The sequence below is a fragment of the Alitiscatomonas aceti genome, from assembly GCF_025567195.1.
GTDB classification, from domain to species: Bacteria; Bacillota; Clostridia; order Lachnospirales; family Lachnospiraceae; genus Alitiscatomonas; species Alitiscatomonas aceti.
Genome location: NZ_JAOQJF010000012.1, coordinates 1 through 14,013, shown reverse-complemented (window position 1 = coordinate 14,013; position 14,013 = coordinate 1). Strand labels below are relative to the sequence as shown.

At 40.3% G+C, this 14,013-nt stretch carries 12 protein-coding genes; all 12 read left to right on the top strand.

What is annotated here, in order from left to right:
- A partial coding sequence (locus tag OCV69_RS07685; RefSeq protein WP_262563048.1) for a polysaccharide biosynthesis protein occupies window positions 1–1,208 on the top strand: 1,208 nt, incomplete at its 5' end.
- 174 nt (window positions 1,209–1,382) lie between these two features.
- A complete protein-coding gene (locus OCV69_RS07680; protein ID WP_158358652.1) occupies window positions 1,383–2,606 on the top strand; it encodes a DegT/DnrJ/EryC1/StrS family aminotransferase in 1,224 nt (407 codons plus the stop codon).
- Window positions 2,600–3,286, top strand: coding sequence for a sugar transferase (locus OCV69_RS07675; RefSeq protein WP_158358637.1), 687 nt, complete (start codon window positions 2,600–2,602; stop codon window positions 3,284–3,286). Before OCV69_RS07680 ends, OCV69_RS07675 begins: the two co-directional genes overlap by 7 nt.
- Window positions 3,287–3,326: 40 nt before the next feature.
- Window positions 3,327–4,547: a glycosyltransferase family 4 protein gene (locus OCV69_RS07670; RefSeq protein WP_158358638.1), complete on the top strand. Its 1,221-nt coding sequence runs from the start codon at window positions 3,327–3,329 to the stop codon at window positions 4,545–4,547.
- Window positions 4,548–4,556: 9 nt separating this feature from the next.
- Entirely contained in the window at window positions 4,557–5,885 is a 1,329-nt protein-coding gene (locus OCV69_RS07665; RefSeq protein ID WP_158358639.1) for a nucleotide sugar dehydrogenase, read from the top strand.
- A gap of 21 nt (window positions 5,886–5,906) precedes the next feature.
- Complete coding sequence (locus OCV69_RS07660) at window positions 5,907–6,980, top strand: Gfo/Idh/MocA family protein (protein ID WP_158358640.1); 1,074 nt, start codon at window positions 5,907–5,909, stop codon at window positions 6,978–6,980.
- Window positions 6,981–7,010: 30 nt separating this feature from the next.
- Entirely contained in the window at window positions 7,011–7,919 is a 909-nt protein-coding gene (locus OCV69_RS07655; protein ID WP_158358641.1) for a UDP-3-O-(3-hydroxymyristoyl)glucosamine N-acyltransferase, read from the top strand.
- A 198-nt stretch (window positions 7,920–8,117) separates the two neighbouring features.
- Window positions 8,118–9,044: a glycosyltransferase gene (locus OCV69_RS07650; protein WP_262563047.1), complete on the top strand. Its 927-nt coding sequence runs from the start codon at window positions 8,118–8,120 to the stop codon at window positions 9,042–9,044.
- Window positions 9,045–9,068: 24 nt separating this feature from the next.
- The gene (locus OCV69_RS07645; protein ID WP_158358643.1) at window positions 9,069–10,145 is read left to right on the top strand and encodes an EpsG family protein; all 1,077 of its coding nucleotides are present in this window, start codon (window positions 9,069–9,071) and stop codon (window positions 10,143–10,145) included.
- Window positions 10,146–10,161: 16 nt separating this feature from the next.
- On the top strand, window positions 10,162–11,265 hold the full coding sequence (locus tag OCV69_RS07640) for a glycosyltransferase (RefSeq protein ID WP_262563046.1): 1,104 nt from the start codon (window positions 10,162–10,164) through the stop codon (window positions 11,263–11,265).
- An 81-nt stretch (window positions 11,266–11,346) separates the two neighbouring features.
- The gene (locus tag OCV69_RS07635; RefSeq protein WP_158358645.1) at window positions 11,347–12,762 is read left to right on the top strand and encodes an MATE family efflux transporter; all 1,416 of its coding nucleotides are present in this window, start codon (window positions 11,347–11,349) and stop codon (window positions 12,760–12,762) included.
- A 33-nt stretch (window positions 12,763–12,795) separates the two neighbouring features.
- Window positions 12,796–13,923: a DegT/DnrJ/EryC1/StrS family aminotransferase gene (locus tag OCV69_RS07630; RefSeq protein ID WP_158358646.1), complete on the top strand. Its 1,128-nt coding sequence runs from the start codon at window positions 12,796–12,798 to the stop codon at window positions 13,921–13,923.
- The last annotated feature ends 90 nt before the right edge of the window (window positions 13,924–14,013 follow it).

Below are 14,013 nucleotides of genomic sequence, written 5' to 3'. Positions count from 1 at the left end.
TCGCCATCCCCTCCGCCTCCGCCAAGGAGCGGAAGGCCATCATCGAGATCTGCCGGGAGACGGGCTGCCAGGTGAAGATCCTGCCGGGCATCTACCAGCTGATCAACGGCGAGGTGAGCATCGCAAAGCTCCGGAATGTGGAGATCGAGGACCTTTTAGGCCGGGATCCCATCCGGGTGAACTTAGACGAGATCATGGGCTACGTCAGCGGGAAGGTGGTCTTAGTGACCGGGGGAGGCGGCTCCATCGGAAGCGAGCTGTGCCGCCAGGTGGCAAGCCATAACCCGAAGCAGTTAATTATCTTTGATATTTACGAAAACAACGCCTACGACATCCAGCTGGAGCTTAAGGAAAAGTATCCGGACCTGGACCTGGTGGTGCTCATCGGCTCTGTCCGGAACACCCACCGGATCGAGACGGTGTTTGAGAAATACCGTCCCGACATCGTGTACCATGCGGCGGCCCATAAGCACGTGCCCCTCATGGAGGACAGCCCCAACGAGGCCATCAAGAACAACGTGTTCGGTACATATAAGACGGCGAAAGCGGCGGACAAGTATGGTACTAAGCGTTTTGTGCTGATCTCCACGGACAAGGCCGTGAACCCCACCAACATCATGGGGGCGTCCAAGCGGATGTGCGAGATGGTGGTGCAGATGATGAACGCAAGGTCGAAGACGGACTTTGTAGCCGTACGGTTCGGGAACGTACTGGGGAGCAACGGGTCCGTGATCCCGCTCTTTAAAAAGCAGATCGAGCAGGGCGGTCCGGTGACGGTGACCCACCCGGATATCATCCGGTATTTCATGACGATCCCGGAGGCGGTGTCGCTGGTATTACAGGCCGGTGCCTATGCCAGGGGCGGGGAGATCTTCGTCCTGGACATGGGGGAGCCCATGAAGATCCTGGACCTGGCAAAGAACCTGATTCGGCTGTCCGGGTACACGCCGGATGTGGATATCCCCATCGTGTTCACGGGCCTGCGGCCCGGGGAGAAGTTATATGAGGAGCTTCTCATGAACGAGGAAGGAATGCAGGACACGCCCAATAAGCTGATCCATATCGGGAAACCCATCGAGTTCGATATGGAGAGGTTTGAGGGGCAGCTGGAGGAACTTTATGTGACCGCCAATGAGGACGGGGACGGGATCCGGGAGGATGTGATGCGGATTGTGGGGACGTATCATCCGGCGGGGATAAAGTCCTGACCATGACAAAGTGGAAACTAGGAATATCCGGAAGAACCGAAAAACGTCAAAGGATAAAGGAGTGGCTGTAAAGCCACCCGCAGGATAAGACTGGTCGCTGCCAGCAGATACAGCTGGCAGCGATTTTTCATTAAAAAACTGTATTTGCAGAATTTCAAGGGGGAAGAAGCTATGATGAAGATCCCATTTTCACCGCCCGATATCACAGAGGAAGAGATCCAGGAGGTGGCAGAGGCCCTGCGTTCCGGATGGATCACCACGGGACCAAAGACCAAGGAGTTTGAACGGCAGATCGCAGATTACTGCGGAGTGAAACGTGCGGTATGCCTGAACTCGCAGACTGCCTGTGCAGAAATGGCCCTGCGTATTCTGGGGATCGGACCGGGAGACGAAGTGATCACCTCGGCATATACCTATACGGCTTCCGCCTCTGTGATCTGCCATGTAGGAGCCCGTCCGGTCCTGGTGGATACCCAGCCAGATTCCCTGGAAATGGATTATGAGGCACTGGAGAAAGCAGTCACAAAGCATACAAAGGCCGTGATCCCGGTGGATATCGGTGGGATCCCCTGCGACTATGACCGTATCTTCTCGATCGCGGAAAGAAAAAAAGCTCTGTTCCGTCCCGCAAACCAGCTGCAGGAGGCCATGGGGAGGATCGCGGTATGTGCAGACGCTGCCCATTCCTTTGGGGCAGAACGGCATGGGAAAAAAACAGGAAGCATTGCGGATTTCTCCTCTTTCAGTTTCCATGCAGTCAAGAACCTGACCACAGCCGAGGGGGGAGCCCTTACGTGGAACCCGATCCCAGGAATCGGGGATGAGGATATATACCATCAGCTCCAGCTGTATTCCCTTCATGGGCAGTCCAAGGATGCCCTTGCAAAAACCCAGCTGGGAGCCTGGGAGTATGACATTGCCGGGCCATGGTACAAATGCAACATGACAGACATCATGGCTGCAATCGGCCTGGCCCAGCTGCGCAGATATGAGGGGCTGCTGATGAGGCGGAAGGAGATCATCCGGCAGTACGACCAGGTCTTAAGGCCTGTGGGAGTGGGCACTCTGGAGCATTACACCAGCGGCTGTACATCGTCCGGTCATCTGTATCTGACATGGATCCCGGGGATCAGCCTGGAGCAGAGGCAGGAGATCATTGTAAAGATGGCGGAGACAGGTGTCGCCTGCAATGTCCATTACAAACCGCTTCCGATGATGACTGCATATAAAAATATGGGGTTTGATATGAAGGATTACCCCAATGCATATGGACACTTTGTAAATGAGATCACGCTGCCGCTCCACACAAAACTGTCGGATGCGGAGGTTACATATGTGGCAGAAACCTACGCCAGCGTTGTGAAGCCGTATATCCAGAAAAGGGAGAAGGCATGTTAAGGCGCTGGGAAGAACTTCCGGAATTCATGAGGACCGATGCAGTGCGTCCTTACTACAAGGCACTGGAAAAAAAGCGGTACAGCCTGTATCTAAAGCGGCTGTTTGACTTTTCCATGTCCAGTGTCATGCTCATCCTCCTCTCCCCGGTCCTGCTGGGACTCGGGATCTGGATCCGGATGGATTCGGAAGGTCCTGTATTCTACCGCCAGAAACGGATCACCCAGTATGGAAGGCCCTTTGAGATCTATAAGTTCCGGACCATGGTCGTCAACGCAGACCGGATCGGGAGCCAGGTGACAGTCGGGAAGGACCCCAGGATCACACGGGCCGGTTCCTTTCTCAGGGGATGCCGCCTGGACGAACTTCCGCAGCTGATCAATATCTGGAAGGGTGAAATGACTTTTGTGGGAACCCGGCCGGAGGTACCAAAATTTGTTAAGGAATATACGGATGAGATGTACGCCACACTGCTGCTGCCGGCAGGAGTGACCTCCATGGCCAGTATCTGCTATAAAGACGAGGAACGGCTGCTGCAGGGGGTCTGTGGAGAGGAGGCCGACCGGGTTTATGTGGAGAAGATATTACCGGAGAAGATGAAATGGAATTTTATAGAGCTAAAAAAAACGTCTATCCTAAGAGACGTACAGGTGCTTTTTAAAACAGTAGCGGCGGTAATTTAAGAGGCTCTCTGCGCGATGGACGGAAAGGACTTATATTTAGATGAAAATCTTATTGATAAATCATTATGCTGGCAGTCCGGAAATGGGAATGGAATTCCGGCCTTATTATATGGCCCAGGAATGGATCCGGCAAGGCCATGAGGTTGATATCATTGCAGCCGATTATTCCCATCTGCGTAGAAAAAATCCCAAAGTACAGAGGGACTGGCAGATAGAAAAAATAGATGGAATCCGTTATCACTGGCTTCGGACCGGAGACTATGACGGAAATGGAGCACGGCGTGCCCTGACAATGTTCCGTTTTGTCGGAAAAATATGGCTGAAGGCAAAAGTGATCGCGAGGGAATGGAAGCCAGATGTGGTCATCACCTCCTCTACCTATCCATTGGATACCTATGCTGGACAAAGGATACGGAAATATTGCTTAAAGGATATTAAGCTTATACATGAGGTTCATGATATGTGGCCAGCTACTTTATATGAAGTTGGGGGAATGTCCAAGAGACATCCTTTTGTAGTTTTAATGCAGTTTGCAGAGAACTCGGCATATCAGCATTCAGACCGGGTTGTATCATTATTACCACATGCAAAATCTTACATGATAGATCATGGGATGAATGCAGAGAAATTTGTATGTATTCCTAACGGCGTGGTAATAAGTGAATGGGAAAATCCAGCTCCATTGCCAGAAATACATAAAAATTTTTTTGAGAAGCATAAAGGTCAGTTTATTGTTGGATATTTTGGCGGACATGCCCTTTCAAATGCACTGGATATACTTTTGGATGTGGCAAAGAAAATGAATGATTCCCAAATTTCTTTTGTTCTGGTTGGGGATGGGGCAGAGAAGAAACGTCTCCTTAAACGGAAAGAGGAAGAAAATCTGGATCAAGTGCATTTTCTTCCGTCAATATCAAAACAAGCCGTTCCAAAGTTAGTGGAAAAATTTGATTGTATTTATATGGGAGGGGCAGATTCACCACTTTACCGATTCGGATTATGCTTGAATAAAATGTTTGATTCTATGATGGCTGGAAAGCCAATTATATGTGCATTTACAACCCCACAGACAATCATTGAGGAATATAATTGTGGATTCATGTGCAAATCCAACGATATTGAAGGAGTCATAGATGCAATTAGGCAAATTGAAAAAATGAATCAAGAGAAGCGAAAGAAAATAGGAGAAAATGGAAAAAAAGCAATTTTTTCCCATTTCACATATGAAAAACTGGCTGCTGATTTTGCAGCCTTATTTTAAGGAGAAAATATGAAGTTTAACGGAATTTATAATGATTTAATTTCTGGAAAAGAGAAACTGGCACTGGTAGGTTTAGGTTATGTAGGCATGCCCATTGCTGTTGAATTTGCAAAGCATGTCCCGGTCATTGGATTTGACATCAATGAAACGCGGGTCAATGAATATAAAAATGGCATTGATGCCACCAATGAGATCGGAGATGCAATTCAGAATACGACGGTAGATTTTACAGCAGATCCTAAGCGTCTAAAAGAGGCAAAATTCATTATTGTGGCTGTTCCTACACCGGTCAAAGATGATAACAGCCCAGATCTGAAACCAGTGAAAGGCGCTTCTGCCCTGGTGGGACAAAATATGCAGCCGGGAACCATTGTTGTGTTTGAATCTACGGTTTACCCCGGTGTGACAGAGGATATCTGTATTCCGATCATCGAAAAAGAATCTGGATTAAAATGTGGCGTGGACTGGAAAATCGGCTATTCCCCGGAACGGATCAATCCTGGAGACCGTGTTCACACACTGACCAAAATCCAGAAGATCGTCTCTGGTATGGATGAAGAATCGGCAACAGAAATCAAGAAAGTGTACGATATCGTCATTAAAGCCGGTACCTTCTCGGTATCTACCATTAAAACCGCTGAGGCAGTAAAGGTGATTGAGAACAGTCAGAGGGATATCAATATCGCATTTATGAATGAGATCGCCATGATCTGCGATAAGATGCAGATCGATACAGATGAGGTCCTGGCAGGTATGAATACGAAGTGGAATGCACTGGGATTCCGTCCGGGCCTTGTGGGCGGTCACTGCATTGGCGTGGATCCCTATTACCTGACCAATGCAGCAGAGAAGCTGGGGTATCACAGCCAGATCATTCTCAATGGACGCAAAGTTAACGACAGTATGGGAGCTTTTGTGGCGGATGCCGCTATCAAGCAGATGATCGAGGCTGGTATGGCTCCGAAAAAAGCAACTGTGGTGATTTTAGGCATCACCTTTAAGGAAAATTGCCCGGATACAAGAAACAGCAAGGTAGTTGACATCATAAAACATTTGAAAGAATTTGATATCAATCCTATCGTGTCGGATTCCTGGGCGGATCCGGATGTGGCAAAGAAGGAGTATGGAGTGGAGCTTACGGAATTTAAGAAGCTTCCAAAGGCGGACTGTGTGATCGTAGCTGTGGGGCATAATGAATACCGCTCTATGTCTATGATGGAAATCAAAACTCTGTTTAAAGATGGACTGGTCGATGAAGAGAAGGTTCTGATCGATGTAAAGAGCATTTACCGTATGGATGAACTTCGTGCCAGTGGAATGAGTTTCTGGAGACTGTAGGTTATAAAAATGGAGGATGTTATGAGATACGCATTGATTGGGTGTGGCCGGATCGCCACAAACCATATGAAGGCAGCGGTAAATAACCAGTTAGAGATTTCGGCTGTTTGTGATGTGGTACCAGAGCATATGGAAGTACTTCTTGCAAAGCATGAGTTACAGAACGACATGTCTATCCTGCGCTATACAGACTATAAGAGCATGATACAGGAAGTAAAGCCGGACCTGGTCAGTATTGCGACAGAAAGCGGGATCCATGCGGAGATCGCTCTTTTCTGTATCGACCATGGAGTTCATGTGATCATTGAAAAGCCTATGGCTATGAGTATTTCTGATGCCAATGAAATTATTCGGTGTTCCGAAGAAAAGCATGTGAAGGTAAGCGCGTGCCATCAGAACCGCTTCAACATTGCTGTACAGGAAATGCGACATGCGTTAGAAGCAGGACGTTTTGGACGTTTATCTCATGGATCCATCCATGTACGCTGGAACCGGAATCAGGGATATTATGATCAGGCTCCCTGGCGCGGAACATGGGCCCAGGATGGCGGCGCACTGATGAACCAGTGTATTCACGGAATCGATCTGCTCCGCTGGACTTTCGGCGGTGAGATTGAGGAGGTATATGGACAGACACGTCAGCAGTTCCATGATTATCTGGAAGCTGAGGATGTGGGAATGGCAGTTGTAAAATTTAAAAATGGGGCGATTGCCACGATCGAGGGGACCACAAATGTATATCCAAAGAATCTGGAAGAAACCCTGTATATCTTCGGGGAAAAGGGAACTGTGAAAATTGGCGGGACCTCTACAAATAATATTGATGTCTGGGATTTTTCGGATGAATCCGAGGCAGATATAAAAAATAAAGGACTTCAGGAGGAAACCAGCAATGTATATGGAAACGGTCATACCAGCCTGTTTGCAGACATGATCGACGCAATCCAGAATGACCGGAAGCCCTATGTAGATGCATATGCCGGACGTGATGCACTGGAACTGGTACTGGCGATTTATAAGAGCCAGAAGGAAGGATGTGCAGTAAGCCTTCCTTTGGATGAGTTCGGAAGTATAGATATGAGAGGAACCTTTTGAAAATTAGTTGAGAAGTTTGGAGGAATACTTATGCGCATTAGTAATCTGTTGCCAGAAGAGGAGCTCAAAGAGATAACGATTATTGAGGAGCACGAATTTGATACATTAGGTTTATTAGAGTCTCAAACAGATTTACGATTGATTTCCTTCCTGGATTCTCCAAAGTATATACAGAAAATCCCCTCTAATGTATCTATGCTGATTATCACAAAAGAAATTTTGGATAACATATCCCAGTTTAATAGAAAATATGGACTTGTGCTTTCGGAAAATCCAAGGATCCTTTTTTTTCAATTACATAATTCATTGAAGGATAATTTAGAGTACAAACGTCCACTATTTGAAAATTATATATCATCAGATGCTCAAATTAGTGAACTAGCGGTTATTGAAGATCATAATGTAATCATAGAATCTGGAGCAATTGTGGAACCCTTTGCATATATCCATGCAAATAGTGTCATTGGAAAGAATAGTGTCATTCGATCCGGTGCGCAAATTGGAGGAGTTGGGTTTGAATTTAAAAGAATCCAAAATGCTATTTTACCAGTAAATCACTATGGGGGGGTCAAAATTGGGGAAAATGTGGAAATTCAAAATGGGAGTTGCGTAGACAGAGCCATTTATCCGTGGGACAATACCGAAATTGGAGATTACTCGAAAATTGATAACTTGGTCCATATCGGACATGCTGCGAAAGTTAAACAGAAAGTTCTCATAGCTGCTGGTGCTATAATTGGGGGAAGAACGATTATAAAGGAAAATGCCTGGATTGGTATCGGAGCTATTTTGAAAAATGGACTTGTGATCGGAACAAACTCGAGAGCAAATATGGGAGCTGTTGTTACGAAAAATGTGAATGATGGAGAAAGTGTAACTGGAAATTTTGCCATTCCTCACCGAGATTTCATTAATGCTTTGAGGAAGGGAGTCCGATAAGGGGGGGGGACAAAATATGAAGGTGTTGTTTATATCTGCAGCAAATAGTATTCATACTGTATGATAGGTAAATGCTTTGTGGAAAGGTAAGATATTATTATTTGTATTACTGCCGAGTCATACAGCAGAATCTAATGTGATCGATAATAAAAGTTTATGTCAGATAAAAATATACTTATAAACAAGGAGATTAACCAAATGACAGGCATTGTAGTATTAAATTATAATACCTATGACGCAACCATAGAATGCATCAGTGCAATTGAAAAACGAATTAAGTGTGAATACAAAATATATTTAGTAGATAACGCTTCAGAGGAGTCCTGTAAAGATAAACTAAAAAATAAATATTCATCTAATTGCAATGTAAATACCATTTTTCTTGATAAAAATCTAGGCTATTCTGGAGGAAACAATGTTGGGATTAGCACTGCAATCAACGAAGGAGCATCTGAAATACTAATTTTAAATAGTGATGTTATCATTTTAAATGATATTGTGAGTATCATGAAAAAGGAATTAAGTTCAATGGTGGCAATAGTTGGGCCTAAAATATATACACCAATGCGAGAAAATGGACAATTTCTTAGAAAAAATTATACATTTGCATCTGCTCTTACAGATAAAAAACCATTTTATTATGTAAGGAAGATATTTCCCAAATTAGATAGTTGTTATTCAGTCAAAAATTGGGATACATCGATTACGTTTGAAGGTATGGTTTCAGGTTGCTGTTTTTTGATTTCATCGGATGTGTTTAAACAAATAGGACTTTTTGACGATAATGTCTTTTTATATGCAGAGGAATATATTTTAGGTAAGAAACTACAAAATGTAAATTTAATGGCATGTTATTGCCCCGAGGCTATAATTGTACATAATCATGGCGCCTCAACCCGTAAAATCGGTAATGGTTTCTCTGACTATCATAGATACGCAAGTCTTTATTACTGTTTTAAAAGATATTGCAATCCCTCCAAATACCAAGTTAATACTATTAGATTCTTGACGTTAACTAATTTTTTCTTGAAGTCATTTTTCCATCCGGATTTTAAGGAAAATTATATAAGGTTAAGAACAAAAGTAAAAGAAATCGACAACGGACAATTCAAAATTGTTTTTTAATCCTCAAGTAGAAAGCAAAGAAATATGTATAATTTATTTTTTTTGATATATACGTTTGTGGCATTCTTCAACTGGTTTATCTGCATTCAAGAATATCGTTTTACATGTGCTACAAAAACAGTTTTTCTTCTGTTTAACATACTTACAATAAGTTTTTTAATGGCTCTACGACCATTAGAAGTCGCTGATACATTAGGATATGTAGAGATTTACGAACAATCAGATGCTATTAATGAATTGAGTTTCCGATTTGGACTTCGTTACAAAGGAATAGAATATTGCGTCGTCAAATTAATGTCTATTTTTAAGAAATTAGGCTTCCATTTTAGAGTTTTTTTTGGAATTATATCAAGCTTAACATGCTATTTAATGATAAGCGGAATGAGTCGGTGTGAAAAGGCTATTACACATAGAAAAAGTTCTAATTTAATAACCATCTGGACTATTTTTCTGTTTTATTGTGGTATGCATTACTGTGGAATTGCTATAAGAAGTGGACTAAGTATAGCGTTAGGTTTATGTGCAGTTGCTGATTGGCATGAAAAGAAAAAAATACGCAGTATATTGCTGTTGGTTTGTTCTATATGTATGCATTCTATGGGTACATTATTTATTTGTATTTTAATACTAGGTAGCCTAAAAATTAGGGGATATATTAAAGGTTTTATTATCGAATGGGGAATATTGTTTTTGGGTCTTCTTTTAAATGCTAGTCAATTAATTATTTCAACAGTAGCTGGAATAGCATTATCATTCTTTCGTTATATGGGAATACAAGGGTTTGATAGCTATTTATCCACATTTGACTATCAAGTAGGCTTAACTGATTGGTATATGCTTATATTAATTGGGATAATTATATTAATCTGCAATATTAACAACATTTTTCTCGAAAAAATGTCAGCAATCGTTGGAGTTGGATTAATAATTCTCGGAATTGCATATCCTATACGAGCAATAAACAGAGCATATGATTTTTTTATTATATTTATTATTCCTATTATTTCCAGTAATATTGCCCTATCTAATAAAAATAAGCGTATTTTATTATGGATTATGATGCCACTACTATATGTTATTCAGTTTAAAATGTGTTATTGACACCAAGGAGGAAACTGTGAAAAAATATTCTATCTGCCATATTTGTTCTTATTACGAAACTCCTATTTTTTGTGATCTGGTAGCGAATCAAAAGGAATTTACCAATTCAAGGGTGTTTTATTATCAATATTATGGACACTCTTTTTTTAATGGTGATGCTGAAAATGTAGATAGATGCCCATGTTATAATTATATAGATAGATTTTTCTTTTTTGTAAAGCAAAATAAAGCAATTAAGAATTATAAAAGGATATATGTAAACTATAAGTTTGATTTGAATTTTTCTCATTCATTGTTTACCAATGGGTACGTAGCATACACAATAAAAAAAGAGTGGGGAACTCCATATATAGTTACTATACAAAATACAGATTTAAATATTTTTTTTAAATATATAGTATTCCTGCGAAAGCTTGGTGTTGAAATTCTTCGTAACGCATCTTCCATTATTATTTCTTCAAAAAGCTATGAGGAAACTTTATTAAAAAAATATATACCATCCAAATATCATAATGAAATCCAAGAGAAAATACATATCGTCCCATACGGAATTGATAATTTTTATTCATCCCATAAAAATGTGAATAGAAAGGAAATGGATATAAATATTAGAATCCTTTCAGTTGGAAGGATTAATAGAAATAAAAATCAGTTATTAATTTGCAAAGCGACTAAACAGTTAATTAATCAGGGGTATCCAATCCATGTGGATATTGTAGGTCCATGTGTTCAACCTTATTTACTAAAAAAAATACAAAAATATGACTTTGTCAGTTACTTTGATTATATGAGTAAGGAACAATTAATCGAAAAGTATCGCGAAGCAACAATATTTGTTTTAACATCTAAGACAGAAACCTTTGGATTAGTCTATGCAGAAGCTTTAAGCCAAGGTTTGCCTATAATTTATACTAAGGGAGAAGGCTTTGATAAGCAATTTCCTGAAGGAGTTGTAGGATTTCACACAAGATTAAATACAAATGATTTGGTGTGTGCCATTAAAAAGGTAATTAATTCTTATAATATTATACAAAATCAATGTGTACACGCTTCTATAAAATATGATTGGGATAGAATAAACTCTTTTTATAAAGAAATATATCAAGATTCTTTGAGTTAAAATGTTATAGAAAAACAAATTAATGTATTTTATAGTTGGATTCGGAAGAGGTTAATAAAAGTATATTGGGAGTAAGCTTAATTGTATCAAGGAGTATCTATATTTATAAAAAAATTATCATATGTTACGTTTGTACAGATATTTTCCATGCTAGTTAGTGCAATTCTAACAGTATTCGTCCCTAAGTTATTACGCATAACGGACTATGGATTTTGGCAATTGTTTATGTTTTATCAAGGATATATAGGTGTATTTCATCTTGGATGGAATGATGGAATATACCTCCAGATAGGAGGAAAAAAGTATGAAGAGCTAAATCGAAAAGAGCTCTTTTCACAGCTGATTTTGCTTTCGGGACTACAGATCATTTTTGCATTTTTTATTATTTTGGGAAGCTATTTATTTGAATATGATTATAATAAAAAGTACATATTTTGTTGTCTTGCGATTTCTCTTGTCATTAGCAATATGAGACTTTTTTTCCAATATATACTTCAAGCAACCTCAAGAATCAAAGAATTTTCAGTATCTATTTTTGCAGATAGGATTACATATCTATTTTTTGCCTTATATGGTTTGTTTGTGTTGGGAAATAGCTATAAAATTTTACTAATTGGAGATATTATTGGTAAAACTATATCGTTATTAGTCTTGATATTTTTCTGCCGTGATATAGCTTTTAGAAGAATTTCCGATTTTTATTTTGATATTAAAACTGTTTTCAATAATATTCATATTGGAATAAAATTATTATTTTCTAATATGGCAAGCATGTTAATTACTGGTATTATTAGATGGGGGATTGAATATAACTGGAGCATTGCTGTTTTTGGAGAAATATCTCTAAGTTTGACTTTAGCTCAAATTATGATTACCTTCATTAATATGATAGGAATTATTATCTATCCAATGTTAAGAAATACTAATGAAAAGGATCTTGGTGTCTTATACTCCAATGTACGGCTTATACTACAAATATTTATTTTCACGATTTTAATATTTTATTTTCCATTTTCTAAATTGCTTATATCCTGGATTCCCGCATATAAAAAAAGCATTGAGTATATGGCGTTATTATGTCCAATTCTTTTTTATGAGTCAGAAATGGCTTTACTTAATAATACTTATATGAAAGCTTTACGTATGGAAAGAATAATGATGAATATTAATATAAAAGTTACAATTATTAGTGCGGTTTTAACGTTTATATTCTGCTTTTGGTTGAAAAATCTTTTACCAACAATACTTTCTGTTCTTTTTTTGTTGCTTTATCGATGCTATCTATGCAAAAAAGAGATTGAAAAAAAATTGAATCTCTATGATACTTTTTGTTTGTTGGAGTTCCTATTTCCAATATGTTTTGTACTATTTCATTTTTATCTTGGTGGTATATTGGGATGGAGTATGTATATAATATATCTTATTTTTTTTATAATTCACAAAAAAAGGGATATTAAATACATATATTCTTCTATTGTAAAGCTGAGCAATTATTAATTTTTTTATATACGGGATAGAAAGGAACCAACCATGCAATTTCGCGACCTAAAAAAACAATACGAAACCCTAAAACCCTCCATTGACACCCAGATCCAGAGTGTTATTGCCTCCGCCTCCTTCATCAGCGGCCCCCAGGTAAAGGAACTGGAAACCCAGCTTGCAGAATACACAGGCGTAAAGCACTGCATTACCTGTGGGAACGGAACGGATGCCCTTTCCATGGCTCTCATGGCCTGGGATATTAAAGAGGGGGATGCTGCATTTGTTCCGGATTTTACTTTCTTTGCCAGCGGTGAGACCATCTCCTTTGAAGGAGCGACTCCAGTTTTTGTTGATGTGGACAAAGATACTTTTAATATGGATCCAGATCGTCTGGAAGAAGCGATTAACCTTGTCTTGGAAGAAGGGAGACTGACCCCTCGTGTAATTGTTACTGTAGATCTGTTTGGTTTACCAGCAAACTATCCAAGGATTCGGGAAATAGCGGACCGGTATGGACTTAAGATTCTGGAGGACAGTGCTCAGGGATTTGGTGGTATGATCGGAAAGAAACGGGCCGGGATTTTTGGAGATATGGCTACCACCTCTTTCTTCCCGGCGAAGCCATTAGGATGTTACGGGGATGGGGGAGCTATTTTTGTCAATGATGATGAAACAGCTGCCTATCTGGAATCCATCCGTGTGCATGGAAAAGGCTCGTTTAAGTATGACAATGTACGTATCGGCTGGAATTCCAGACTTGATACACTTCAGGCCGCCATTCTTCTGCCAAAATTCAAGGCTTTTTGTGAATATGAACTGGATGCTGTAAATCATGTAGCGGAAAAATATACAGAGCTGTTAAAGGATCTTGTAAAAACGCCTGTAATACCTGATGGATATTTATCCAGTTGGGCACAGTATACGATTCAGTTGAAGAATCGGGAAACGCGAGATGGTCTTCAGGCATTTTTAAAGGAAAAAGAAATACCGACCATGGTATACTACCCCAAACCCATGCATAAACAGGAGGCTTTTGCGGATCTTACTGTATATCAGGAGTGCCCGGTAACAGAAATGCTGTGCCAGACCGTTCTATCCTTGCCCATGCATCCGTATATGGAAGAAAAGGATATTATTTTCGTTGTTGAGAATATCAAAGAGTATTTTGCAAAATAAGATTTTGATGTTGTATAAATAAAGTTGACACCTTATTCTCAAAGAATTCATGTATAATAAAGAGAATAAGGAGGAACTTTCAATGTCACG